This window comes from Achromobacter sp. ACM03 (genome assembly GCF_014851665.1).
Classification (GTDB): Bacteria; Pseudomonadota; Gammaproteobacteria; order Burkholderiales; family Burkholderiaceae_B; genus Achromobacter; species Achromobacter aegrifaciens.
Map to the genome: position 1 here is coordinate 1,434,519 of NZ_JACVAD010000002.1, position 23,168 is coordinate 1,457,686.

The window sequence follows — 23,168 nt, forward strand, 5'->3', positions numbered from 1 at the left end:
CGCCTCAGTCCAGGAAATAGGCGGGCTGGGGCGCGGCAATGACCGCGCGGTATTCGTCGAGCAGCAGTTCGGCGTGCCGCGTCAGCGGCCGTATGCGCGAGCGCACGATGCGCGAGTGGATCAGCAGGCTGGGACGGAAAGGCCTGACGACGAATTGGTCTTCGGGGAAAGGCACGATGGCGGCGGGCTCAACCAGGCCCACGCCCACGCCCGCGCGTATCAGTGCCAACAGCGCAGCCGAGGAGGTCACTTCGACTGACACGGGCATGTGCAAGCCAGCCTCGGAGAAGGCGAGCTCGACGAAACTGCCGAAATTCGTTTGCGGGCCGTACGACAGGAATGTCTCGGATTTCAAGTCCTGCGCCGTGACATGGTCCAGGTCCGTGTAGCGATGGCCGCGCGCGGCAACGCAGACCAGGTGTTGCGGCCCGAGGTCCTCGTTGTGCGTGTCGGGCGAGGCGGTGATGTCATGCACCAGTCCGAAATCCGCCTGGCCGTTCAGCACACGGTCGACCACCGGCTGGTTGGCCAGGATTTCCAGCGTGACGGTGATGCCGGGATGGCGTTCGCGTAGGCGCTTGACTGCTTGCGGAATGAAGGTTGCCGCTTGCGTGGGTATGGCGGCCACGGTGACGTTGCCATGGTCCGGATTGGCCAGGCTGCCGATCAAACGCTGCACCACGCCATAGGATCCGTATAGGTGCTCCACGCTTTCCTGCAAACGTAGCGCCTGCGGCGTCGGCACCAGGCGCTGATGCGCGCGTTCGAAGAGCAGCAGGCCCGTGTCGTCCTCGAGCTGGCGCAGCATCTTGCTGGCCGCCGATTGCGTCATGCCCAGCAGCTTGGCCGCACGCGACACGGAGCCCGAAATCATGATGGCGTTGAACACGCCCAGCTGCGCGAAGCTTGGTTCGCGTGGTTCATGGGACCTGGTCAGTCCGAGATGCGAGCGAGGGCTCATAAGCGGTGCTTAGGGGAAGTACGGATAGGTGCAAAGCTCATATATTGCATGAAAGAAATGGCCCCGTCATCATGCCCGCTCCCCCTCTCCCCATCAGGAGCAAGCCGATGAAGACGCCTATGCAAGACCCTTGCCTGACCGATGCGGCGCACCTTGCGCTGAGCGATCCCTCGCTGACTTCCGCACGCCGCCGTCAGTTATTGGCGCTATTGGGCGCAGCCGGCATGTCGGCCATGTTGCCGCTGGGCCGGGCGCATGCCGACGCAGGCAAGATCGTGGTCTGCAATTGGGGCGGAGACGCCATCAAGCATCAGCCCACGGTATGGGGCAAGCCTTTTGAAAAGGCCTCCGGCACCAAGGTCGAATTCGATGGAACCGGTCCGTCTTTCGGCAAGATCCGCACCATGGTGGAATCGAAGAACGTGGTGTGGGACGTCTGCGATGCCAATTTGGCCGCAGCGCATTCGCTGGGCAAGCGAGGCTACCTGGAGCCCATCGACTACACGATCGTCGACCGCAGCAAGGTGCGGCCGGGCTTCAGCAGCGAATACGGGGTTTCGCACTTCATCTACAGCTTTGTGCTGGCGTACGACAAGAAGGCCTTCGGGGACCGCGTGCCCAGGACTTGGGCTGACTTCTGGAACACTGAGGATTTCCCTGGCACCCGCATCTTGCCGGATCGCGTGCTGGCCTCGCTGGAGGCCGCGCTGATGGCGGATGGCGTACCTGCGGACGCGTCCAAGCTCTATCCCATCGACGAGAAGCGCGCGCTGGACAAGATCGCGGCGATCAAGGAACACGCGATTTTCTGGAAGACTGGCGCCGAGAGCCAGCAATTGCTGCGGCAAGGCGAGGCCACGATGGGGCTGGTATGGCACACCCGGGCGACCGTGATGCGGCGGGAACCGGGTTCGACCATCGATTTCACCTGGAACCAGGGCATTCTGATTCCCGCCGGCTGGCTGGTACCCAAGGGCAATCCGGCGGGACGCAAGGTGTTCGATTTCATCGCGTCGACGCAATCGCCGGAAAGCCAGATCGAGTTGTTGCGGCTGATGGGCAATGGCCCCGCCAACCCCGCGGCCAATGCGCTGGTGCCGCCGGAATTGCGCAAGGACAATCCTACGGACGAAGAGAATTTCCGCCTGCAGATCGTGGCGGATGCGACCTGGCATGGCGAGAACCAGGATCGCATCTACAACGAGTACGTCAAAGTCATCACGGGTTGAGCCGCCAGCATGAGCGCATACGCGGATATGGTGTTGCATGGCGGCCGCATCGCCACGCTGGATGAAACGCTGGGCGTCGTGCCGGCGCTGGCGATACGGCATGGCCGCGTGGTCGGCGCGGGCACGGATGCGGACTGCCTGGCGCTGGCCGGACCCGCCACGGCGAAGATCGACCTGGACGGAGCCTTCGCCATGCCGGGCATCAACGACAGCCATTGCCATCCGGACGGGCAGGCGGTCAAGGCGGGGCGATGGGAGGACCTTTCCGGCATCGATTCGCCAGCGGCGCTGCTGTGGCGCGTCGCGGCATTCCACGGTAGCGCTCCAGCCGGCGCCTGGTACCTGGGTTTCCGCCTGGACGAGAACGACATCGGCGGCTACCCCTCGCGCGCGGCGCTGGACGCTGCGGCGCCGGGACGGCCGGTGTTCCTGTTGCGGCGGGATGCGCAGGTGGGTGTGGCCAGCAAGGCCGCGTTCGACGCTCTCGCGGCCAGCGGCCTGGCGCGCACCGTTCCGGACCATTGCCTGAGCCAGGGCGAGGGCATGGCGCGCGGCCGCGGCGTTTTCGCCTTCACCACGCATATCGCGGCGGGTGACCAGGTGGAAGACTATCTCGAGGGCTATCCCGCGATTTTCGGCGAGATGGCCAGGGTGGGCATCACCAGCGTGCACAACGCCCTGACCAGCGCCTTGGCGATGCAGGCATACCGCCAGCTGCATGCGGCGGGCAGGCTGCCGGTGCGCGTGGGCATGATGCTCAACGGGCGCGACGAGGCTCTGGTCGAGGATGTCATCGGGTCGGGCCTGCGTTTCGGCTTTGGCGATGAATACCTGCACCTGCTTGGCGTGGAGTATGGATCGGATGGCAGCACCAGCGGCCGCACGGCCGCGTACTACCAGCCCTATGCCGTCCAGGCGGGCAAGACGGATGCCCCGAAGGAGTACGGCGACGTCAATTTCTCTGCCGAGGAACTCGCCTTCAAGGTAGGCCGAGTCATGGCAGCGGGCTTGCAGGCGGCAGCTACTGGCAATGGCGACCGCGGTATCGACTTCGCGCTGGATGCGTTCGAGCAGGCGCTTGCCGCGCATCCCGGCGCGGTGCCGCCGCGCATCGAGCATTGCTGCTGCGCGCCGCCCGCGATCCAGGAACGCATGGCGCGGTTGGGCGTGATCGATTCCTCGGCGGCGGGCTTTGCCTACAACCTGGGCGATGCGTATCTGCGCAACCGGCCCGAGTCCGACTGGCCCTGGCTCTGGCCGCACCGAGACATGTTGGACCGGGGCGTGCTGGTCTGCGGGCATTCGGACGCGCCGGTATGCGACCGCAATCCCTTCCTGGGCATGTGGTCGATGGTCAATCGCAAGACCGCCTCGGGGGCCGTGATCGGCGCCTCTCAGGCGATTTCGGTGGACGAGGCCATGCGCTGCTACACCGTCAATCCGGCGCGGGCCGAGCGCCAGGACGCGAGCAAGGGCACGCTGGCGCCGGGCAAGCTGGCCGACCTGATTGTGCTGGATCGCGACCTGTACCGCATTCCCTCTGACCAGATCAAGGAGGCCGCGGTGCGCGCCACGCTGGTCGGCGGCCGCGCCGTATTCCGCTCGCCGCTCTCATCATGGGCGGATCAACTGCACGAGGAGGATTGACCCCATGCAGCGTTCCTTACCCGCCGTGCTGGTTCTGCCCGTGGTGTTGCTGGTGGGAGGCCTGTTCCTGCTGCCGGTCTTGCACATCCTGGCGATCAGCTTCACCGAGCCCGTCGCGGGCATCGGCAACTATGTGGCGCTGTTCACGCAGCCGCTCTACCTGAAGATCATGGCCACGACCGCCAGGGTATGCCTCTGGACCACGGTCATTGCATTGGTGCTGGGCTATCTGGTGGCCTATGTCATGGCGAACGTGCCTGAGCATGTGCGCAGCTGGATGACGATCTGCCTGCTGGTGCCGTTCTGGCTGTCGGTGCTAGTGCGCGCGTTCGCGTGGGTGCTGCTGCTGTCCAAGGAGGGAGTGGTCAATGCGACGCTGATGGCCTTGGGCCTGGTCGACCGGCCGCTGGCGTTGCTGCGCAATGAGACCGGCGTGCTGATCGGCATGGTGCACTACATGATTCCCTACGCCGTGCTGCCGATGCTGACCAACATGCTGGGCATGGACCGGTCGCTGATGGCGGCGTCGCGCGCGCTGGGCGCTGGACCCGTACGCACCTTTCTGCGCGTATACCTGCCGCTGTCCCTGCCGGGCGTGCTGGCCGCGGCCGTGCTGGTGTTCATCTTCTGCCTGGGCTTCTTCATCACGCCGGCGCTGTTGGGCGGAGGCAAGACCGTGATGGTGGCTCAGTACATCGAGTTCGGCATCAGCGAGACCATGAACTGGGGGATTTCGACCGCATTCGCCAGCGCCTTGCTGGTCACTGTGGTTCTGAGCCTGATCCTGATGTCGCGCTGCGTGCGTGTTCCTTCCCTGTTCGGTGCGCCATGACGATACGTCCTTCCTTGTGGTTCGCCCTGGCGGCGTTGGGCGCGGGGCTGGTGCTGGCCTACCTGTTCCTGCCAGCGCTGGTGGTCGTGCCGGTTTCGTTCACTGACCGCAGCTATCTGTCGTTTCCGTCGGAGTCCTGGTCGCTGCAGCACTACCGGCAACTAGTGGAGAGTCCGGTATGGCGCGATAGCCTGTTGCAGAGCGTCGCCGTCTCCGCGGTCTCCACCTGCGCCGCCACCGTGCTGGGGTGCGCGGCCGCCATCGGCGCATGGACGCTGGGCGCGAGGCTGGGCGGCCTGGTGCGCATGCTGGCCCTGTTGCCGCTGATCGTGCCCACCATCGTGGGTGCGCTGGCGTACTACCGGTTGTACATCGACCTGGGGCTGCTCGATACCTACACCGGCGTGGTGCTGGCGCACGTGGTGGCGGCCACGCCGTTCGTCTTTGTGTCGGTGGGCTCGGCCCTCGCCAACTTCGACCCGCGCCTGGAGCAGGCCGCCCGTTCCATGGGGGCGCGGCCCTTGCAGGTGCTGCGGCGGGTGACGCTGCCCGGCATCCGGCCCGGCATCGTTTCGGGCGCGATCTTCGCGTTCATCGTGTCATGGGACGAGCTGGTTGTGTTGTTGTTCATCACCACTCGCAACGTCTATCTGCTGCCGCGCGCGATGTGGGACGGCATCAACGAAAACGTCGACCCCACGATAGCGGCCGTGGCCACCCTGATGATCTTGATCACCTTCATCTGCCTGTGCGTCGAGCGCCTGCTCGCGCATCGGAAAGGAAAGCGGGAATCCTCATGAACTCGTCTCACTCTTTATCCGAACCCTTGCTGCGCGTGCAGGGGCTGCGCAAACTCTTTGGTGCGACGGTGGCGCTGGATGGCGTCGATTTCTCGCTGGCGCCGGGCGAATTCCTGACGCTACTGGGCCCGTCGGGATCCGGCAAGACGACCACCTTGATGTCGATTGCGGGCTTCGTCGCGCCGAGCGCCGGCGAGATCTTCCACAAGGGCGAATCCATTACGCGCCGGCCGCCCGAGGACCGCGGTTTCGGCATGGTGTTCCAGGGCTATGCGCTGTTTCCCCACATGACGGTGGAGCAGAACGTGAGGTTTCCTCTGTCGATACGCGGGGTCTCGGGCGCCGAAGCGCGAACTCGCGCCCGCGCCGCGCTGGAACAGGTGCAGCTGGGCGCCTATGCCGGCAGGTATCCCAGGCAGCTGTCCGGCGGGCAGCAGCAGCGCGTGGCGCTGGCGCGCGCGCTGGTGTACCGGCCCGATGCGTTGCTGCTGGATGAGCCGCTATCCGCGCTGGACAAAAAGCTGCGCGCGGATTTGCAATGGGAACTGCGCAAGCTGAACAAGGAGTCCGGCGCGTCGTTCCTGTACGTGACGCATGACCAGGAAGAAGCCCTGTCCATGTCGGACCGCATCGTTATTTTCAACCAGGGGCGGATTGCGCAGATCGGCACGCCGTCCGAGCTCTATGAGCGGCCGGCGAACCTGTTCGTGGCCGAGTTCCTGGGCCGCAGCAACGTGCTCGAGGGCACGGTGCGATCCACGGGGCAGGAGGGCGTGGCGGTGGACTACGAGGGGGGAACGATCCAGGTGGGCGGCGCCTCGCGCGCCTACGCCGCGGGCGAGAGCGTGAGCCTGGTGGTGCGGCCGCACAAACTGCGGCTGGCCTTGGCGGGTGATGGCGGCCTGCAGGCCAGGGTCGAGGCGGTCAGCTATGCCGGCAACCTGCTCAACTATCTGTTGCGCACGCCCCGCGGCACGCCCTTGTACCTGGAGTTGGTCGCCGGCTCGCAAGGCGCTCCGGATCTGCGGCAGGGCGCCGAGGTCGGGGTGGTGCTGGACGCCGCGGTCGTTAGCGTCCTGGACGCCGCCGGGGCGGCCTGATCTAAACCCCCAGATAGCGCGTCAACTGCTCGGGCTGCCGGGCCAGCGACGCGCTGTCGCCGTCCTGCACGATCTGGCCTTTTTCCATCACCAGGCAGCGGTCGGTGTGTTCCAGCACCGCCCGGTAATTGCGGTCCACGATCAGCGTGGACATGCCGCTGGAGCGGATCTGGCGGATGATTTTCCAGATCTCGGCCACGATCAGCGGGGCCAGGCCCTCGGTGGCTTCGTCCAGGATCAGCAGTTCGGGATTGGTCATCAGCGCCCGGCCGATGGCCAGCATCTGCTGCTCGCCCCCCGATAGCTGCTGGCCGCCATGGCCCAGGCGTTCCCGCAGGCGCGGAAACACCTCCAGCACGCGCGCGTAGGTCCAGTCCTGGCGGCCGTCGCGGCCGGCGCGCGCTGCCACCTGCAGGTTCTCGCGCACGTTCAGGTTGGGAAAGATGCCGCGCCCTTCGGGTACATAGGCCACGCCCATGCGGGCGATGGCGTGGGGCTGCGCGCGGGTGCAGTCGCGCCCGTCCACGCGCACGCTGCCCTGGGCGCTTCTGACATGGCCCATCAGGCTGCGGATCAGCGTGGTCTTGCCCATGCCGTTGCGCCCCACCAGGCCTACGGATTCTCCGGGCGCGATATGCATGTCGATGCCGCGCAGCACATGGCTGGCGCCGTAGTAAACGTGCAGGCCGCCTGCTTCGATCAAAGCGGTCATACGCTGGCTCCATGGCTGTCTTCGCCCAGGTAGGCGGTGCGCACGTCGGGGTTGGCGCGGATCGCGTCTGGCGTGCCGCTGGCGATGGCGGCGCCGTTGACCATGACTGTAATGGTTTCGGCGACGCGGAAGACCGCGTCCATGTCGTGTTCCACCAGCAGGATTGCGTGGCCGGGCTTGAGCGCTTCCAGCAGCTCCAGGATGCGGTCGGTTTCCTCGGGGCCCATGCCGGCCAGGGGTTCGTCCAACAGCAGCACCTGCGGTTCGCCAGCCAGGCACATGGCGATCTCAAGCTGGCGCTTGCGGCCATGCGGCAGCAGCCCGGCGTCGCGCGCGGCGTCGTCCGCCAGGCCGGTGCGCTCCAGCGCGTGACGCGCAAGCTCCGCGCTGTGGCGGCATTCGGCGGCGGACCGCCACCAGTGCCAGAAGCGCTGGCGGCGAGCCTGGGCGGCCAGCCTGCAGTTTTCGAACACGCTCAGTTCGGGAAAGATGGTGGACCGCTGGTAGCTGCGGCCCAGGCCCGCGCGCGCGCGGTCGGGCTGGCGCCAGGCCGTGATGTCGCGGCCGCCCAGCATGACTTGGCCGCTGCTGGGCGCGAGTTCGCCCGACAGGATGTTGATCAGCGTGGACTTGCCTGCGCCGTTGGTGCCGATGACGGCGTGGACCTGGCCGCGCTGCAATTCCAGCGACACGCCGTTCACCGCCGTCAGGCCGCCGAAGCGGCGCGTGACCGCGCTTGCGGCCAGCAGGACATCAGACATGGGGCTCTCCCTGGATGGGCAGGCGGGCGGGGGCCTGCTGACGGCTGGAATGCGCGGCATCCGGTTTGGGCGCGGCGCGGGCGGTGTCGGCGTCCGGGCCGGGGGCGGCAACGTGCGCCGCGCGGCGCTGGCGCAGCTGAGCCGGCAGCCCGGCCAGGCCGTTGGGCAGCAAGGCCACCAGCGCGATGATGGCCACGCCCAGCGGCAGGTGCCAGTGGCGCGCGTATTCGCCAAAAATCTCCTGCGACTGGAACAGTTCCTGCATCAGCACCAGCGCCACAGTGCCCAGCACCGCGCCGCCCAGGCTGCCCATGCCGCCCAGGATCACCATCAGCAGCACCAGGCCCGATTGTTCCCAGGCCAGCAGCTCGGGCGTGACGAAGCCGTCCTTCAGCGCGAACAGAAAGCCCGCCAGGCTGGCCAGCGTGGCGCCGATGACATAGGCGGCCAGCTTGTAGGGATAGGTCGAGTAGCCGGCCGCGCGCATGCGCTGTTCGTTGATGCGGATGCCGGCCAGCGCGGCGCCGAAAGGCGAGCGCCGCAGCAGCGCCAGGAAGCCCCAGGTCAGCGCCAGGCAGGCGAGCACGAAGAAGTAGAAGATCCGGGCATCGCCCAGGTCGAACGGCAGCCAGCCGCCCAGGGACAGTTCGGGCCGGAAGTACAGGTAGATGCCGTCGCTGCCGCCGCCGATCTTGGTGTCGTGGAACACGTAGTAGGCCATCTGCGAGAAGGCCAGCGTGACCATGATGAAGTACACGCCGCGGGTGCGCAGCGCCAGCGCGCCGGTCGCCAACGCATAGGCCGCGGCGGCGAGCAGGGCGGCCGGCAGCAGCCACCACAGGCCGGCGGCTTCGGATTCCGGCGACAGCAGCGCCGCGACGTAGGCGCCGATGCCGAAGAAGGCGGCGTGGCCCAGGCTGACCAGTCCCGCGCCGCCCACCAGCAGCTGCAGGCTGAGCGCGAAGATTCCATAGATCATGATCTTGATCGCCAGGCCGGTGTAGTAGTCGCTGCCGCTCCAGGAGAAAACGGCCAGCGCCAGCAGCGCCGCAATGGGCAAGAGTCGGTTCAACATGGTCAGCCCTGCTTGAACAGCCCTTCGGGCTTGCAAAGAAGTATGAAGGCCATCAGCAGGTACACCAGCACGCCCGCCGCGGACGGGAACAGCACCTGGCCGAAGGTTTCCACCACGCCCACCAGCATCGCGGCCAGGAAGGCGCCACGGATCGAGCCGATGCCGCCGATCACCACCACCACGAAGCAGATGATGAGTACGCCGTTGCCCATGCCGGGATAGACCGAGGACACCGGCGCGGCGATGCTGCCTGCCAGCGCCGCCAGCGCCACGCCCGCCGCGAACACCAGGCGGTAGAGCTTGTTGATGTCTATGCCCAGCGATCCGATCATCTCGCGGTTGCTGGCGCCGGCCCTCAGCATCATGCCCAGCCGCGTGTGCGTGATGACCCAGTACAGCAACAGCGCCACCGCGATGCCGACGGCGGAAATGAACAGCCGGTAGACCGGATAGGTCATGACGTCGCCCAGCGCGATGCTGCCCTGCAGCCAGGCTGGCAGGGGCACGCCGTGCACGTCGTTGCCCACCAGGATGCTGCGCAGTTCTTCGAAGACCAGGATCAGGCCGTAGGTCATCAGCACCTGCTGCAAGTGGTTGCGCTTGTACAGGTAGCTGAAAAAAGCGGCCTCCAGCAGATAGCCCAGGGTGCCGGCGGCCAGCACGCAGACCGCCAGCGTGGCCAGGAAGCCGCCGCCCAGCCAGCGGTCGACGGCCGGTCCCAGCGCGAACGCCATGTAGGCGCCGATCATGTAGAAACTGCCGTGGGCAAGATTGATGATGCCCATGATGCCGAAGATCAGCGTGAGTCCGCTGGCCACCAGGAACAGCAGCAAGCCGTACTGGAAAGCGTTCAGGCTCTGGATGAGCAGGATGCTGATGTCCATGGGGCCTCCCTGTGGCGGATTGCGGTCAGAGCTTGCAGCCGCGGGCCGGGTCGGCCAGCTTCTTCACGGCGATATCCACGACCTTGTTCTCCAGCCCGTCGACGCGGCGCAGGTAGATGTCCTGCACCGGGTTGCCCGCGCTGGACAGCGTGAAGGGGCCGCGCGGGCTGTCCACCGTGGCGCCGCGCATGGCCTTGCGGAAGTCTTCCTTCTTGGCGAAGTCGCCCTTGACCGCGGCCAGGCCCGACTGCATCAGCTGCGCCGCGTCATAGCCCTGCACCGCGTAGACGTCGGGCTGCGCCTTGTAGGCTTTGCTGTAGTCGGCGCGGAAGGCGTTGTCGCGAGGCGTGTTCAGGCCGTCGGCATAGTGCAGGGTGGTCAGCAGGCCTTGCGCCGAAGCGCCCTGGGCCTCCAGCGTGCCGTCGGTCAGGAAGCCCGAGCCGTACAGCGGGATGGTCTTGCCCAGGCCCGCGGCGTAATAGTCCTGCACGAACTTCACGGCGCCGCCGCCTGCAAAGAACGTGAACACCATGTCGGGCTTGAGCGCCGCGATCTCGGTCAGCAGCGGCTGGAATTCCACGTTGGGAAACGGCAGGCTCAGTTCCTTCACGACCTTGCCGCCGGCCTTCTCGAAGCCTTCCTTGAAGCCGCCGATGGCCTCGTCGCCGGCCGCGTATTTCCAGGTGATGGTGACGGCCGTCTTGTGGCCCTTGGCAAAGGCCACTGGACCCATGGCGTAGGCCGGCTGCCAGTTGGTGAACGAGGTGCGGAAGATGCCCGGGCCGCACAGCGGACCGGTGATGGCGTTGGCGCCCGCGTTGGTCACGATCAGCGTGGTGTCGGCATCCTTGGCGGCCTTGGCCAGCGCCATCGCCACGCCCGAGTGCACGGTGCCGATCAACACGTCCACCTGGTCGCGCTTGATCAGGCGGTTGGCGTTTTCGGCGGCCTTGGCGGGGTTGGACTCGTCGTCCACCTTGAAGTATTCGATCTCGCGTCCGCCCAGCTTGCCGCCTTGTTCGGCGACGTACAGCTTGAAGCCATTCTCGATGGCGTTGCCCAGCGCGGCGTAGGTGCCGCTGTAGGGCAGCATGAAGCCGACCTTGATCTTGTCGGCGGCCTGGGCGCCGGTGGCGGCGAGCGTCAGAGCCGCGGCGAGCGCAGCCCGGGTCAGGGCGTGGTTCATGGTTAGTCTCCGTGCTTGTTATGGGCCGACGCAGTGGTCAGCGGGGTTTTTCCAGGCCGCCCATAAAGCTGGCGACGGCCTGGATAACGCGGGCTGGCTGGTCCTTGTGCGCCGAGTGGCCGCAGTCGGGCAGTTCCAGCAGTTCGGTCTGGGGCGCGAGCCGGCGTATGCCGCGTATCTGCGCCAAGCTGCCGTATTCGTCGTCCACGCCCTGGATGGCAAGCACGGGACAGGCGATGCGGGGCAGGTATTCGTCCAGGTTCCAGCGGCGGAAAGCCGGGTCTAGCCAGATGTCGTTCCAGCCCCAGAACGCCGAATCCGGGTCCGCGTGATAGCGCCCCAGCCGGGCGCGCAGGTCCGTGTCCAGATAGGCCTGGCGCGCCTGCGCGATGCTGGCGACCGACACGTCTTCGACCAGGATATGGGGCGCGGCGGCGACCACGCCGGCCACCGCGTCGGGATGCATGGCCGCATACAGCAGGGCGATGGAGCCGCCGTCGCTGTGGCCGAACAGCACCGGCTTGTCGCGCCGGGCGTCCACGCCCAGCGCGATCAACAGCGCGGGCAGCACCTCGCGCGCCTCGATGTGCATGAAATCCACCGGCCGCCTTTCTTCAGGCGGCCGCGGCGTCGATTGCCCATAGCCATAGCGCGAATACACCAGTCCACGGCAGCCGGCTGCCGCACAGACGCGGTCGGGCCAGTCCTTCCACATGGACACGGAACCCAGCCCTTCGTGCAGAAAGACCAGCAGCGGGGCGCCGGAACGGTCGGACCCGATCCACCGGCATTCCAGGCGCAGGTCGCGGCCGCCGGCATGGAACTCGGCAAACGCGGTTTCGGCCACGGCGCAGGCGCTCATAGCGTGGCCTCTTCCAATTGGCGCAGGCGGAAGCGCTGTATCTTCCCGGTGGCCGTCTTGGGCAGTTCTTCCGTGAAATTGATCTGGCGCGGATACTTGAACGGCGCCAGATGCTGTTTCACATAGTTCTGCAGCGCGGCCCCGGTCTGCGCGTCGGGCTCGAAGCCGGGCCGCAGCACCACATAGGCCTTGGTCTTGACCAGCCCGTCGTGGTCCGGCACGCCGATCACCGCCGCTTCCAGCACGGCCTCGTGCTGCACCAGGATGTTCTCGACCTCCACTGGCGACACGTACTGGCCGCTGACCTTGATCATGTCGTCGCTGCGCCCGGCATAGGTGTAGTAGCCGTCCGCGTCGCAGGTGTACTTGTCGCCGCTCTTGAGCCAGTCGCCCAGGAAGCACTGGCGCGTCTTGTCGCGGTTGTTCCAGTACATCAGGGCTGCGCTGGGGCCTTTGATGTAGAGGTCGCCGATGGCGCCGGGCGGCACCGGGGCGCCGTTCTCGTCGCGCAACTGCACCTCATAGCCCGGTACGGGCTTGCCGGTGGTGCCGTAGCGCAGTTGCCCGGTCTGGTTGGAGATGAAGATGTGCAGCATCTCGGTGGAGCCGATGCCATCCAGGATCTCGCAGCCGAAGTGGCGCGTGTAGCGTTCGCCGATGTCGCGCGGCAAGGCTTCGCCGGCGGACGTGCAGATGCGCATGGCGACCTGTTCGCGCGCCGGCAGGTCGGGCGAGGCCAGCATGCTGGCGTACAGCGTGGGCACGCCGTAGAACACGGTGGGCCGATGCTGCGTCAGGCGTTTGAAGACCGCTTGCGGCGTGGGGCGTTCGCCCATCAGGATGACGGTCGCGCCCACGGACAGGGGGAAGGTCAGGCCATTGCCCAGGCCGTAGGCGAAGAACAGCTTGGCGGCCGAGAACACCACGTCGTCCTCGCGGATGCCGAGCACGGGCTTGGCATAGAGTTCGGCCGTGTGCCACAGGTTGCCATGGGTGTGGACCACGCCCTTGGGTTTGCCGGTGGAGCCCGACGAATACAGCCAGAAAGCGATCTCGTCGGACAGGGTGCGCGCCGCTGGCGCGAGCGGGGCGGCGGCCAGCAGCGATTCGAATTCGCGCCCGCCTTCGGGCAAGGCGCCGGCCGGCTGGGAAACCACCAGGTGTTCGACATCGGCGGCGGCCTGCCCCAGCGCGGTCTGCACCACCGGCAGCAAGGCGCCCGATACGAACACGGCGCGCACGCGGCTGTGGCCAATGATGTAAGCGTAGTCATCGGCGGTAAGCAGGGTGTTCACGGCCACCGGCACCACGCCCGCATGCAGCGCGCCCAGGAATACCACCGGCCAGTCGACAGTGTCCTGCATCAGCAGCAGGATGCGCTCCTCGCGCCGCAGGCCCAGCTGGCGCAGCGCGCCGGCCATGCGCGCCACCCGCTCCGCCAGTTCGCCGTAGCTGATCTGGCGCGTGTCGTCGATGTAGGCCGGCTTGGCGGCGCGCGGCGCATTGAGCGCCGCCAGGTGGCTGGCGAAGTTGAGTTCGTCGGGACAGGCGTTCACGGTTGTCTCCTGATGTCCTGTGGGGGGAGCCGCGCTGTGTGTGTTTTTCTGGCGGCGGGTGGGGCGGGGCCTCTCAGGTGCGCGTGAATTCGATGGCGCCGCCCGGCAGCAGATACAGCACCAGCGCGCGGCCGCCGCTCACGGTCGGGCTGTGCGCGCTGCCGGGGCCGTAGACCAGCCAGCCGGCGCCGTGGCCGTCGAAGCGGGCGCCCTCGGTCAGCGGCATGATCATGTCGATCTCGCCATTGGGGTGCGCGTGGTGCGGGCCGGCAAGATCGTTCATGTCCACTACGTCCACCGAGCAGTCCGCCAGGTCTGGCGCGGGCTTGATGACGCGGCCGTAGCGGATGCCGCCGCCTTCCCGGCTGCACATCCAGCCTTCGGCCACGCCCTGCCTACAGGTGGCGTAGATCTCCTGGAACAGGGCGCTTTGCGGGCCGGCCTCGCGGTTCAGGCTTTCCTGCAGCGCCGCGTCCAGCGGCTGGCCTTGCGTCAGGCGCGTGACCTCGCGCATCAGGGCATGGAATTGATCAGGCGTACTCACCGGGCTCCTCCTTTACACTGTCGGCGCTTCAGAATCGACATGAAATCGACTGCTGCTTTTTTGCACATGAGGCGCTTTGGACTGATTGAATGGAAAAATAGTGCTTCCATTGATTATGGTCAAGCACTATAGTGCATAAAACGTGGTAATCAGGGTTTTTGCGGAGTCACGTAAACATGAATCAAGCGCTAGATGCGGCGCCATCCGAACCCAGGCGGGAAGCGTTCCTGGTGGCCTTGGGCGAGCGGGTGCGCCGCCTGCGGGCCATACGCGGCATGACCCGCAAGAGCCTGTCGCAGGTGACTGGCGTATCGGAGCGCCATCTGGCCAATCTGGAACATGGGGTGGGCAATGCCTCCATCCTGGTGTTGCTGCAGATCGCACGCGCCTTCAACTGCGCGCTGGCCGAATTGGTGGGCGACGTCACCACCGAATCGCCCGACTGGCTGCTGATCCGCGAGCTGCTCAGCGGCCGCACGGAATCCGACCTGCAGCGCGCGCGCGAGGCCCTGACCCAGCTGTTCGGCGTAGGGGCGGGGGCGCAGCGCCCCAACCGCACCCAGCGCGTGGCGCTGATCGGCCTGCGCGGCGCGGGCAAGTCCACGCTGGGCCAGATGCTGGCCGATGACCTGGGTTATCCGTTCGTGGAGTTGAATCGCGAGATCGAGCGCGTGGCCGGCTGCAGCATCCTGGAAATCCACAATCTGTACGGCCCCAATGCCTACCGCCGCTACGAACGGCGGGCGCTGGAAGAGGCCGTGCAGATCTACCCGGAAATGGTGTTGGCCACGCCGGGCGGGCTGGTGTCCGAGCCCGCCACCCTCAATCTGCTGCTGGCGCATTGCTACACGGTATGGCTGCGCGCCACGCCCGAGGAGCATATGGGCCGGGTCATGGCGCAGGGGGATTTCCGTCCCATGTCGGGCAACAACGAGGCCATGGCGGACCTCAAGCGCATCCTCGCCGGACGCGAAGCCTTCTACGCCAAGGCCGACCTTACCTGGGTCACCAGCAACCTGGACGTGCAGGAGAGCTTTGCCGGCCTGCGCACCCAGGTGCGCAAGGCTTGCGGCCTGCCGCTATAGCTGGATTCGATGCCGGCAGCGCCGGCAATATGCATTTTTGTGCATGCCCCGCTTGACGGGGCTTTTTTTGTCCTCTAATCTGCACAATAATTCATGTAGTGCAGTATTTTTCCTGTTTTGGCAGGCGTACGAGGAGACACACTATGAGCAGCACCCTCAACCGGGTTGATTTCCGGACCGATCCCGAGCAGTACCGCCACTGGCGCTTGAGCTTCGACGGCCCGGTCGCCACGCTGGCCATGGATGTTGCCGAGGACGGTGGCCTGCGTCCGGGCTACAAGCTCAAGCTGAATTCCTACGACCTGGGGGTGGACATCGAACTGCATGACGCCTTGCAGCGCATCCGCTTCGAACACCCGGAAGTGCGCACCGTGGTCGTGACCAGCATGAAGGACCGCATCTTCTGTTCCGGCGCCAATATCTTCATGCTGGGTCTGTCCTCGCACGCCTGGAAGGTGAACTTCTGCAAGTTCACCAACGAAACTCGCAACGGCATTGAAGATTCCAGCCGCCACAGCGGCCTGAAGTTCATCGCCGCGCTCAACGGCGCCTGCGCCGGGGGCGGCTACGAGCTGGCGCTCGCCTGCGACGAGATCATGCTGATCGACGACCGATCGTCGGCGGTCGCGCTGCCCGAGGTGCCGCTGCTGGGCGTGCTGCCCGGCACCGGCGGCCTGACCCGCGTGACCGACAAGCGCCGGGTGCGCCACGACCATGCCGACATTTTCTGCACCTTGGTCGAGGGCGTGCGCGGCCAGCGCGCCAAGGATTGGCGCCTGGTGGACGAAGTGGTCAAGCCGGCCCGCTTCGAGGAGGCCGTGCGTGAGCGCGCGCAGGCGCTGGCGCAGGGCAGCGACCGCCCGGCAGGCGAGCAAGGCATCGCGTTGACGCCGGTGCAGCGCACGGAAAGCGCCGATGGCCTGTCCTATCGCTATGTGGACATCAAGTTGGACCGCGAGAAGCGCCAGGCCACCTGGACGGTGCGCGCGCCCGAGGGCGCGGTGCAAACCGAGCTGCAGGACATCGTCGCGGCCGGCGCGGCCTGGTGGCCGCTGCAGATGGCGCGCGAACTGGACGATGCCATCCTGTCGATGCGCACCAACGAACTGGACATCGGCACCTGGATCATCAAGACCGAAGGCGACGCCGCGCTGGTGTTGGCCGCGGATGCCGCGCTCCAACAGCATGCGGACCACTGGTTCGTGCGCGAAACCGCCGGCATGCTGCGCCGCACCTTGGCGCGCCTGGACGTGACCTCGCGCAGCCTGTTCGCGCTGATCGAACCCGGCTCCTGCTTTGCAGGCACCTTGCTCGAACTGGCGCTGGCTGCCGACCGCAGCTACATGCTGGACAACGAAGACGAATCCGCGCCCGCGCAGATCGTGGTGGGCGAGCGCAATTTCGGCGCCTATCCGCTGGTCAACGGCCAGAGCCGCCTGCAGCGCCGCTTCTATGAAGAGGAAGCGCCCCTGGAAGCGGTGCGCGCGCGAGCCGGCCAGCAACTGTCCGCCACCGACGCGCTGGAGCTGGGCCTGGTCACCTATGCGCCGGACAACATCGATTGGGACGACGAAGTGCGCATGATGCTGGAAGAGCGCCGCGCGCTGTCGCCCGACGCCCTGACCGGGCTGGAAGCCAACCTGCGCTTCGGCGGCCAGGAAACGATGGAGACCCGCATCTTCGGCCGCCTCACGGCCTGGCAGAACTGGATCTTCAACCGCCCCAACGCCGCCGGCGACAAGGGCGCGCTCAAGCTCTACGGCAAGGGCGAGCAAGCCGCATTCGACTGGAACCGGGTCTGACGGCCCCGCGTCACCGCGCCGCGTGAACGCGGCCACCCCAAAGGAACAGGAGCGAGACATGTCTGGAATCAACTACACCGATAAGATCCCCAACAACGTCAATCTGTCCGGCGACCGCACCTTGCAGCGCGCGCTGGAGCATTGGCAGCCCAACTACCTGCAGTGGTGGCAGGACATGGGGCCCGACGGCTCCCACGGCTTCGACGTCTATCTGCGCACGGCGGTCAGTGTGCAGCCCGACGGCTGGGCGCACTTCGACCACGTCAAGATGCCGGACTACCGCTGGGGTATCTTCCTGGCGCCGCAGGACGGGCAGCGCAAGATCCATTTCGGCGAGAACATGGGCCGTGACGTCTGGCAGGATGTGCCCGGCGAGCACCGCGCCAACCTGCGCCGCATCATCGTCACGCAGGGCGACACCGAACCGGCCTCGATCGAGCAGCAGCGCCACCTGGGCCTGACCGCGCCCTCGCAGTACGACTTGCGCAACCTGTTCCAGATCAACGTCGAGGAAGGCCGCCACCTGTGGGCCATGGTCTACCTGCTGCACCGCTATTTCGGCCGCGATGGCCGCGAAGAGGCGGACGCGCTCCTGCAGCGCAGCTCGGGGGATTCCGACAATCCGCGCATCCTGGGCGCGTTCAACGAGAAGACGCCCGATTGGCTGGCCTTCTACATGTTCACCTATTTCACCGACCGCGACGGCAAGTTCCAGCTGTGCGCGCTGGCGGAGTCCAGCTTCGATCCGCTGGCGCGCACCACGAAGTTCATGCTGACCGAGGAAGCGCACCACATGTTCGTGGGCGAATCCGGCATCTCGCGCGTCATCCAGCGCACCTGCGAGGTCATGAACCAGCTCAAGACCGATGACCCGCAAGCGGTGCGCGCGGCCGGCGTGATCGACCTGCCCACCATCCAGCGCTACCTCAACTTCCACTACAGCGTCACCATCGACCTGTTCGGCGCGGATCAGTCCTCCAATGCGGCCATTTTCTACGGTTCGGGCCTGAAGGGCCGCTACGAGGAAAGCAAGCGCACCGACGACCACCAGCTGAAGAACGACACCTACCGCGTGCTGACCGTGGAAAACGGCAGGCTGCGCGAGATCGAGGTGCCGATGCTGAACGCCCTGAACGAAGTGCTGCGCGACGACTTCATCCGCGATTCGGTCGCTGGAATCGGGCGCTGGAACAAGGTCATCGAAAAGAGCGGCCTGCCGTTCCGGCTGCAAGTGCCGCACAAGGCCTTCAATCGCCAGATCGGCACGCTGGCCGGCATCCGCATGTCGCCCGAAGGCGAGATCCTGTCCGAATCGCAATGGCAGGCCAACAGTCACAAATGGCTGCCGACGCCCGAGGACCGCGCCTTCGTTGCATCGCTGATGGGCCGCGTCACCGAGCCGGGCAAGTTCGCCAACTGGATCGCGCCGCCCGTCATGGGCGTCAACCGCCAGCCGGTGAATTTCGAGTACGTCCGTTTCAACTAAAGCGGGGCGGCGGCTGTTTTCACGGCCGCCTACCGGAGCATGGGGAAGACCGAGATGAACGCTCCCTTACCAGCAGAAGTCCTGAAGCAGCACCTGATCGATCCCGAGATCTGCATCCGCTGCAATACCTGCGAAGAAACCTGTCCGATCAAGGCGATCACCCACGACTCGAACAACTACGTGGTGGATCCCGAGATCTGCAACGGCTGCATGGCCTGCGTGCCGCCTTGCCCCACGGGGGCGATCGACAACTGGCGGCTGATGGTACGCGCCGAAGCCTATGGCGTGCAGGAACAACTGGGCTGGGAAGAACTGCCGGGCGAGAAGGCGCTGCCGGAAACGGCTGCCGCCGCGCCGGCCTGCGATGAGCCGGATACGCCGCAGCCTGCCGCGCCCGCGCCGTCCACCGCGCCCGGCGCAACGGTCCCGCCCTGGTCCGCCGCCCATCCATACGTCAACCTGTACACGCACAAGACGCCGATGACGGCCACCGTGGTCGGCAACTACCGCGTGACCGGCGCCGACACGGAAAGCGACATCCACCATATCGTGCTCGACTTCGGCGAGCTGCCGTTTCCCGTGCTGGAAGGGCAGTCCATCGGCATCCTGCCGCCCGGCGTGGACGCGCAGGGCCGGGCGCACCACGCGCGCCAGTACTCGCTGGCCAGTCCGCGCGACGGCGAGCGGGCCGGCTACAACAATCTTTCGCTGACCGTAAAGCGCGTCACCGAGGACCATGCGGGCGCCGCCGCGCATGGCGTGTGCTCGAACTACCTGTGCGACCTGGCCAAGAACGACAAGGTGCAGGTGATCGGGCCGTTCGGCCACACCTTCCTGATGCCCAATCACCCCCGCGCCAATCTCATCATGATCTGCACCGGCACGGGTTCGGCGCCCATGCGCGCGATGACGGAGCGCTACCGCCGCCGCATCGAGACCGGCGAAAACGGCAAGCTGCTGCTGTTCTTCGGCGCGCGCACCGAGCGTGAACTGCCGTACTTCGGGCCGCTAATGAAGCTGCCGCGAGATTTCATCGACATCAACCTGGCGCTGTCGCGCGAAGCCGGGCAACCCAAGCGCTACGTGCAGGACCTGATCCGCGACCGCGCAGGCGCGGTGCGGGAACTGCTGGCGGACCGCAATACCTGCATCTACGTGTGCGGGCTGAAGGGCATGGAAGTAGGCGTGCTGGACGCCCTGCGCGATGTGACGGTGCAAGCGGGCCAGGATTGGTCTATCCTGCATGATGCATTGCGCCGCGAAGGGCGCCTGCATTTCGAAACGTACTGAATCCACAAACATGCGTGGCAATCGGCGCGCACTGGCGCGCCGATTGCATTTGCGGGGGGAATCCACAAAATGAAGTTCGCCGAGTTCAAGGACGGCATGGTCATCAAGGGCGGTCCGGTCACCCTGACGGAAGCCGAGATCCTGGAGTTCGCACGCAAGTTCGATCCCCAGTGGTTCCACACCGATCCCAAGCGTGCCTCCGAAGGGCGCTGGGGCGGCCTGATCGCCAGCGGCTGGCATACCTGCGCGCTGGCGATGCGCATGGCCGTGGACGCGGCGCTGCACGATTCCGAATCCTTCGGCTCGCCCGGCCTGGGCGAGGTGCGCTGGCGCACGCCGGTGCGTCCGGGCGACACCCTGCGCCTCGAAGCGCGCGTGCAGGGCGTGCGCACCTCGTCGTCGCGTCCCGACCTGGGCATCATTACCTGGGCCTGGACGGTCCTGAACCAGCACGACGAAGGCGTGCTGGAGCTGGACGCGACCAGCCTGTTCGATCTGTCCGGCGAAAACTGAGGCTGGCCGTCTAGCGCTTGCCTGTCTGCTTCAGGATGGCGGCGGCTTCAGGACCGGCTGCTGCCTTCCAGTTCTTGACCGAGTCCGCCGCGGCATCCTTCAGCGCGCGCTGCACGGGCAGCGGCACCGACGTATTGATCGCCACGCCGTTCTTGCGCATGTTGGCGTAGTTCTGCTGCAGGCGGCCGTCGATGCGCTTCCATTGTTCGGTTTCGGTCTGCGCCGCCGCCTGGTCGATGGCGCGGCGCGTGCGCGCATCCAGCGCCTGATACGCCTGCAGGTTCATCGTCGCCACCGAGATCGGCATCGCGTAGTTGATTTCCGCGAAGTTGGGCAGGTGCTCCCAGAGCTTGCGGCCCGCGCCGCCGTCGCCTGACGACAGTACCGCGTTCACCTCGCCCGAGGCGATCAGCGGCATCGCATCCGCGAAGGAAATGTTCTGCGCGCGGGCGCCGGCTTTCTGCATGACGTCCTGCGACGTGGCGTCGTAGGTGCGGATGCTCAGCTTCTTCAAGGCCGCGACGCTGTCCAGCTTCTGCTTGGACCAGATGCCGGACGCCGGCCACGGCGTGGTGTACAGCAGCTTCTGCCCATGCGCCGCCAGCAGCTTCTCGTAGGCGGGGCGGGCGGCCTTGTTCAGGTTGCGCGCCTTGGACAACGAGTCCGCCAGGAACGGCAGGGACGACACGCCGAACAAGGGATACTTGGCCGCCAGTGCGCCGGCGAAGGCATCGCCCGCATCCACCTTGCGCGCTTGCACCGCATCGATCATGTCGGCCGACTTGATCCCCTTGGACGCGTCATAGCTGGCGTCGATGACCACGTTGCCCGCGGTCTTGGCGCGGACCAGTTCGGCAAACGTGGATACGCCTTGTCCGGGCATGGAGGTGGCCGGATACTCGGTGGCCATCGTGAGGGTGGTGACGGCGTAGGCGCCATGGGCCATGAACGCCATGGCAATGCCTGTCATCAGGCGGAGGGTGGGACAGCCTTGCATGCGCGGCTCCTGGGCTCGGGGGGAAACCTGGTCGGGACACGCGGCAGGGCGCGGGAGCGCCCGGCCCTGTGCCTGGCCGATGCTGCAAAGCGTACGGCGAGTGCAAGGGCTCGCCTATACGGGCTTTCGGCAATGCGCGGGTTGTTGCGGGGACGAGAGCGGCCTGGCGGCAATTACTGGATGGGCAGGCCGTGCATCTTCAAGAAGGACAGCTTGTCCCAGTAACCCCGCTGGAACACGATCCTGCCGCCGCGCACCGTAAAGAATCCGCAGCCGCGCAGTCCCAGGGGATCGCGCCATTCCAGGGCAGCAACCTCGCCGGCTTCATGGATCGTCTCCACGATGCAGGTCATGTCGGCCTGGGCGAACTCCCGTTCAAACATCGCGCGTATGGCCTCGCGTCCGACGATGGGCTCCTGGGTGACCTGATGGTTCACCGCCGCTTCATCGTAAAGCTCCGCCAGGCCAGCGGCATCGGCGGCATTGAACCGTAGGACCCATTCTTCGACCAGTTGCCGCGGAGTCATGTGTGCTTCCTTTTTTTGGGGGGACTTACGTTGTAAACGAAATTTGGGAGACCTTGCCGATCGTCGGTGCAGGGCGAAAAAAAACCGCCCCGTAGGGCGGTTTCGTCGGAACCGAACAAGCGATCAATAGAACGCCTGGATGCCGGTCTGCGCGCGGCCCAGGATCAGGGCGTGCACGTCGTGGGTGCCTTCGTAGGTGTTGACCACTTCCAGGTTCACCAGGTGGCGGGCCACGCCGAACTCGTCGGAGATGCCGTTGCCGCCGAGCATGTCGCGCGCCAGACGGGCGATGTCCAGTGCCTTGCCGCAGGAGTTGCGCTTCATGATGGAGGTGATTTCGACGGCGGCGGTGCCTTCGTCCTTCATGCGGCCCAGGCGCAGGCAGCCTTGCAGGGCCAGCGTGATTTCGGTCTGCATGTCGGCCAGCTTCTTCTGGATCAGCTGGTTGGCGGCCAGGGGGCGGCCGAATTGCTTGCGGTCCAGCGTGTACTGGCGGGCGGTGTGCCAGCAGGCTTCAGCGGCGCCGACGGCGCCCCAGGCGATGCCGTAGCGGGCGGAGTTCAGGCAGGTGAACGGACCCTTCAGGCCGGACACGCCGGGCATCATCTGGTCGGCGGACACTTCCACTTCGTCCATGACGATTTCGCCGGTGATCGAGGCGCGCAGGCCGACCTTGCCGTGGATGGCCGGGGCCGACAGGCCCTTCATGCCCTTTTCCAGGATGAAGCCGCGGATCTTGCCGTCGAAGTCGCCGCCGACGCACTTGGCCCACACCACGAAGACATCGGCGATGGGGGAGTTGGTGATCCACATCTTGTTGCCGGAAATCTTGTAGCCGTCGGACGTCTTGACGGCGCGGGTTTCCATGCCGCCGGGATCGGAGCCGTGGTTGGGTTCGGTCAGGCCGAAGCAGCCGATCCATTCGCCGCGAGCCAGCTTGGGCAGGTACTTCTGCTTTTGCGCTTCGCTGCCGAATTCGTTGATGGGCACCATCACCAGGGACGACTGCACGCTCATCATGGAGCGGTAGCCGGAGTCGATGCGTTCGACTTCGCGGGCGATCAGGCCGTAGCTGACGTAGTTCAGGCCGGCGCCGCCGTATTCGACGGGGATGGTGGCGCCCAGCAGGCCCAGTTCGCCCATTTCGGAGAAGATGGCCGGGTCGGTCTGTTCGTTGCGGAACGCGTTCAGAACGCGCGGGGCGAGCTTGTCCTGCGCATAGGCGTAGGCTGCGTCACGCACCATGCGTTCTTCTTCGGTCAGTTGCTGGTCCAGCAACAGGGGGTCTTGCCAGTGAAAGGAAGGATTCGAGGACATGC

General features: G+C 66.2%; 22 protein-coding genes. 10 read left to right on the plus strand and 12 right to left on the minus strand.

Annotated elements, in window-relative coordinates; all coding sequences use genetic code 11:
* Positions 1 to 4: 4 nt before the first annotated feature.
* Positions 5 to 961 carry a LysR family transcriptional regulator gene (locus tag IB257_RS14880; RefSeq protein ID WP_192492485.1) on the minus strand — a complete coding sequence of 319 codons (957 nt, stop codon included), beginning with the start codon at positions 959 to 961 and terminating at the stop codon, positions 5 to 7.
* 107 nt (positions 962 to 1,068) lie between these two features.
* On the opposite strand from IB257_RS14880, the gene IB257_RS14885 reads away from it, so the two are divergent.
* Genes IB257_RS14885 through IB257_RS14905 form a run of 5 tightly spaced genes read left to right on the plus strand, consistent with a single transcriptional unit; the run spans position 1,069 to position 6,569 of the window.
* The gene (locus IB257_RS14885) at positions 1,069 to 2,190 is read left to right on the plus strand and encodes an ABC transporter substrate-binding protein (protein WP_192492486.1); all 1,122 of its coding nucleotides are present in this window, start codon (positions 1,069 to 1,071) and stop codon (positions 2,188 to 2,190) included.
* 9 nt (positions 2,191 to 2,199) lie between these two features.
* Complete coding sequence (locus IB257_RS14890; protein WP_192492487.1) at positions 2,200 to 3,837, plus strand: amidohydrolase; 1,638 nt, start codon at positions 2,200 to 2,202, stop codon at positions 3,835 to 3,837.
* A gap of 4 nt (positions 3,838 to 3,841) precedes the next feature.
* The gene (locus tag IB257_RS14895) at positions 3,842 to 4,669 is read left to right on the plus strand and encodes an ABC transporter permease (RefSeq protein WP_192492488.1); all 828 of its coding nucleotides are present in this window, start codon (positions 3,842 to 3,844) and stop codon (positions 4,667 to 4,669) included.
* Positions 4,666 to 5,469, plus strand: coding sequence for an ABC transporter permease (locus IB257_RS14900; RefSeq protein WP_192492489.1), 804 nt, complete (start codon positions 4,666 to 4,668; stop codon positions 5,467 to 5,469). Before IB257_RS14895 ends, IB257_RS14900 begins: the two co-directional genes overlap by 4 nt.
* Entirely contained in the window at positions 5,466 to 6,569 is a 1,104-nt protein-coding gene (locus tag IB257_RS14905) for an ABC transporter ATP-binding protein (protein WP_192492490.1), read from the plus strand. Before IB257_RS14900 ends, IB257_RS14905 begins: the two co-directional genes overlap by 4 nt.
* Position 6,570: 1 nt before the next feature.
* Here the strand turns inward: IB257_RS14905 and IB257_RS14910 are convergent, their stop codons facing one another.
* The 8 genes from IB257_RS14910 to IB257_RS14945 all read right to left on the minus strand — a co-directional run bounded on the left by IB257_RS14910 (position 6,571) and on the right by IB257_RS14945 (position 14,149).
* On the minus strand, positions 6,571 to 7,281 hold the full coding sequence (locus IB257_RS14910; protein WP_175214358.1) for an ABC transporter ATP-binding protein: 711 nt from the start codon (positions 7,279 to 7,281) through the stop codon (positions 6,571 to 6,573).
* Positions 7,278 to 8,042 carry an ABC transporter ATP-binding protein gene (locus IB257_RS14915; RefSeq protein WP_175214357.1) on the minus strand — a complete coding sequence of 255 codons (765 nt, stop codon included), beginning with the start codon at positions 8,040 to 8,042 and terminating at the stop codon, positions 7,278 to 7,280. The genes IB257_RS14910 and IB257_RS14915 overlap by 4 nt, the downstream gene beginning before the upstream one ends.
* On the minus strand, positions 8,035 to 9,117 hold the full coding sequence (locus tag IB257_RS14920) for a branched-chain amino acid ABC transporter permease (protein WP_192492491.1): 1,083 nt from the start codon (positions 9,115 to 9,117) through the stop codon (positions 8,035 to 8,037). The genes IB257_RS14915 and IB257_RS14920 overlap by 8 nt, the downstream gene beginning before the upstream one ends.
* A 2-nt stretch (positions 9,118 to 9,119) precedes the next feature.
* Positions 9,120 to 10,001 carry a branched-chain amino acid ABC transporter permease gene (locus tag IB257_RS14925; protein WP_192492492.1) on the minus strand — a complete coding sequence of 294 codons (882 nt, stop codon included), beginning with the start codon at positions 9,999 to 10,001 and terminating at the stop codon, positions 9,120 to 9,122.
* A gap of 25 nt (positions 10,002 to 10,026) precedes the next feature.
* Positions 10,027 to 11,187 (minus strand): ABC transporter substrate-binding protein, encoded by a 1,161-nt coding sequence (locus IB257_RS14930; protein ID WP_054451436.1) that lies wholly within the window; start codon positions 11,185 to 11,187, stop codon positions 10,027 to 10,029.
* 37 nt (positions 11,188 to 11,224) lie between these two features.
* Positions 11,225 to 12,049, minus strand: a complete 825-nt coding sequence (locus IB257_RS14935; RefSeq protein WP_192492493.1) for an alpha/beta fold hydrolase — start codon at positions 12,047 to 12,049, stop codon at positions 11,225 to 11,227.
* A complete protein-coding gene (locus IB257_RS14940; RefSeq protein ID WP_192329093.1) occupies positions 12,046 to 13,605 on the minus strand; it encodes a benzoate-CoA ligase family protein in 1,560 nt (519 codons plus the stop codon). The genes IB257_RS14935 and IB257_RS14940 overlap by 4 nt, the downstream gene beginning before the upstream one ends.
* Before the next feature lie 73 nt (positions 13,606 to 13,678).
* On the minus strand, positions 13,679 to 14,149 hold the full coding sequence (locus IB257_RS14945; protein WP_054451429.1) for a DUF4863 family protein: 471 nt from the start codon (positions 14,147 to 14,149) through the stop codon (positions 13,679 to 13,681).
* A 176-nt stretch (positions 14,150 to 14,325) separates the two neighbouring features.
* Here IB257_RS14945 and IB257_RS14950 point away from each other — a divergent pair, with 176 nt between their 5' ends.
* The 5 genes from IB257_RS14950 (at position 14,326) to IB257_RS14970 (ending at position 20,325) form a co-directional block, all read left to right on the plus strand.
* The gene (locus tag IB257_RS14950) at positions 14,326 to 15,234 is read left to right on the plus strand and encodes a helix-turn-helix transcriptional regulator (protein ID WP_042794737.1); all 909 of its coding nucleotides are present in this window, start codon (positions 14,326 to 14,328) and stop codon (positions 15,232 to 15,234) included.
* A 143-nt stretch (positions 15,235 to 15,377) separates the two neighbouring features.
* Complete coding sequence (gene boxC / locus IB257_RS14955; RefSeq protein WP_054451427.1) at positions 15,378 to 17,036, plus strand: 2,3-epoxybenzoyl-CoA dihydrolase; 1,659 nt, start codon at positions 15,378 to 15,380, stop codon at positions 17,034 to 17,036.
* Positions 17,037 to 17,094: 58 nt separating this feature from the next.
* Positions 17,095 to 18,522, plus strand: coding sequence for a benzoyl-CoA 2,3-epoxidase subunit BoxB (boxB, locus tag IB257_RS14960; protein WP_054451425.1), 1,428 nt, complete (start codon positions 17,095 to 17,097; stop codon positions 18,520 to 18,522).
* Between the two features lie 54 nt (positions 18,523 to 18,576).
* Positions 18,577 to 19,812, plus strand: a complete 1,236-nt coding sequence (boxA, locus tag IB257_RS14965) for a benzoyl-CoA 2,3-epoxidase subunit BoxA (protein WP_192354045.1) — start codon at positions 18,577 to 18,579, stop codon at positions 19,810 to 19,812.
* A gap of 69 nt (positions 19,813 to 19,881) precedes the next feature.
* Positions 19,882 to 20,325: a MaoC family dehydratase gene (locus IB257_RS14970; RefSeq protein ID WP_054451423.1), complete on the plus strand. Its 444-nt coding sequence runs from the start codon at positions 19,882 to 19,884 to the stop codon at positions 20,323 to 20,325.
* 10 nt (positions 20,326 to 20,335) lie between these two features.
* Here the strand turns inward: IB257_RS14970 and IB257_RS14975 are convergent, their stop codons facing one another.
* The 3 genes from IB257_RS14975 to IB257_RS14985 form a co-directional block, all read right to left on the minus strand.
* The gene (locus tag IB257_RS14975; protein ID WP_054451421.1) at positions 20,336 to 21,322 is read right to left on the minus strand and encodes a TRAP transporter substrate-binding protein; all 987 of its coding nucleotides are present in this window, start codon (positions 21,320 to 21,322) and stop codon (positions 20,336 to 20,338) included.
* A gap of 173 nt (positions 21,323 to 21,495) precedes the next feature.
* Positions 21,496 to 21,849 carry a nuclear transport factor 2 family protein gene (locus tag IB257_RS14980; RefSeq protein ID WP_054451417.1) on the minus strand — a complete coding sequence of 118 codons (354 nt, stop codon included), beginning with the start codon at positions 21,847 to 21,849 and terminating at the stop codon, positions 21,496 to 21,498.
* 123 nt (positions 21,850 to 21,972) lie between these two features.
* On the minus strand, positions 21,973 to 23,166 hold the full coding sequence (locus IB257_RS14985; protein WP_054451413.1) for an acyl-CoA dehydrogenase: 1,194 nt from the start codon (positions 23,164 to 23,166) through the stop codon (positions 21,973 to 21,975).
* Between the last annotated feature and the right edge of the window lie 2 nt (positions 23,167 to 23,168).

What these genes read in the sequence shown, in the direction of transcription:
- IB257_RS14880 (WP_192492485.1), bottom strand. Translation starts at nt 961, where the DNA reads ATGAGCCCTCGCTCGCATCTCGGACTGACCAGGTCCCATGAACCACGC.
- IB257_RS14885 (WP_192492486.1), top strand. Translation starts at nt 1,069, where the DNA reads ATGAAGACGCCTATGCAAGACCCTTGCCTGACCGATGCGGCGCACCTT.
- IB257_RS14890 (WP_192492487.1), top strand. Translation starts at nt 2,200, where the DNA reads ATGAGCGCATACGCGGATATGGTGTTGCATGGCGGCCGCATCGCCACG.
- IB257_RS14895 (WP_192492488.1), top strand. Translation starts at nt 3,842, where the DNA reads ATGCAGCGTTCCTTACCCGCCGTGCTGGTTCTGCCCGTGGTGTTGCTG.
- IB257_RS14900 (WP_192492489.1), top strand. Translation starts at nt 4,666, where the DNA reads ATGACGATACGTCCTTCCTTGTGGTTCGCCCTGGCGGCGTTGGGCGCG.
- IB257_RS14905 (WP_192492490.1), top strand. Translation starts at nt 5,466, where the DNA reads ATGAACTCGTCTCACTCTTTATCCGAACCCTTGCTGCGCGTGCAGGGG.
- IB257_RS14910 (WP_175214358.1), bottom strand. Translation starts at nt 7,281, where the DNA reads ATGACCGCTTTGATCGAAGCAGGCGGCCTGCACGTTTACTACGGCGCC.
- IB257_RS14915 (WP_175214357.1), bottom strand. Translation starts at nt 8,042, where the DNA reads ATGTCTGATGTCCTGCTGGCCGCAAGCGCGGTCACGCGCCGCTTCGGC.
- IB257_RS14920 (WP_192492491.1), bottom strand. Translation starts at nt 9,117, where the DNA reads ATGTTGAACCGACTCTTGCCCATTGCGGCGCTGCTGGCGCTGGCCGTT.
- IB257_RS14925 (WP_192492492.1), bottom strand. Translation starts at nt 10,001, where the DNA reads ATGGACATCAGCATCCTGCTCATCCAGAGCCTGAACGCTTTCCAGTAC.
- IB257_RS14930 (WP_054451436.1), bottom strand. Translation starts at nt 11,187, where the DNA reads ATGAACCACGCCCTGACCCGGGCTGCGCTCGCCGCGGCTCTGACGCTC.
- IB257_RS14935 (WP_192492493.1), bottom strand. Translation starts at nt 12,049, where the DNA reads ATGAGCGCCTGCGCCGTGGCCGAAACCGCGTTTGCCGAGTTCCATGCC.
- IB257_RS14950 (WP_042794737.1), top strand. Translation starts at nt 14,326, where the DNA reads ATGAATCAAGCGCTAGATGCGGCGCCATCCGAACCCAGGCGGGAAGCG.
- boxC (WP_054451427.1), top strand. Translation starts at nt 15,378, where the DNA reads ATGAGCAGCACCCTCAACCGGGTTGATTTCCGGACCGATCCCGAGCAG.
- boxB (WP_054451425.1), top strand. Translation starts at nt 17,095, where the DNA reads ATGTCTGGAATCAACTACACCGATAAGATCCCCAACAACGTCAATCTG.
- boxA (WP_192354045.1), top strand. Translation starts at nt 18,577, where the DNA reads ATGAACGCTCCCTTACCAGCAGAAGTCCTGAAGCAGCACCTGATCGAT.
- IB257_RS14970 (WP_054451423.1), top strand. Translation starts at nt 19,882, where the DNA reads ATGAAGTTCGCCGAGTTCAAGGACGGCATGGTCATCAAGGGCGGTCCG.
- IB257_RS14975 (WP_054451421.1), bottom strand. Translation starts at nt 21,322, where the DNA reads ATGCAAGGCTGTCCCACCCTCCGCCTGATGACAGGCATTGCCATGGCG.
- IB257_RS14980 (WP_054451417.1), bottom strand. Translation starts at nt 21,849, where the DNA reads ATGACTCCGCGGCAACTGGTCGAAGAATGGGTCCTACGGTTCAATGCC.
- IB257_RS14985 (WP_054451413.1), bottom strand. Translation starts at nt 23,166, where the DNA reads ATGTCCTCGAATCCTTCCTTTCACTGGCAAGACCCCCTGTTGCTGGAC.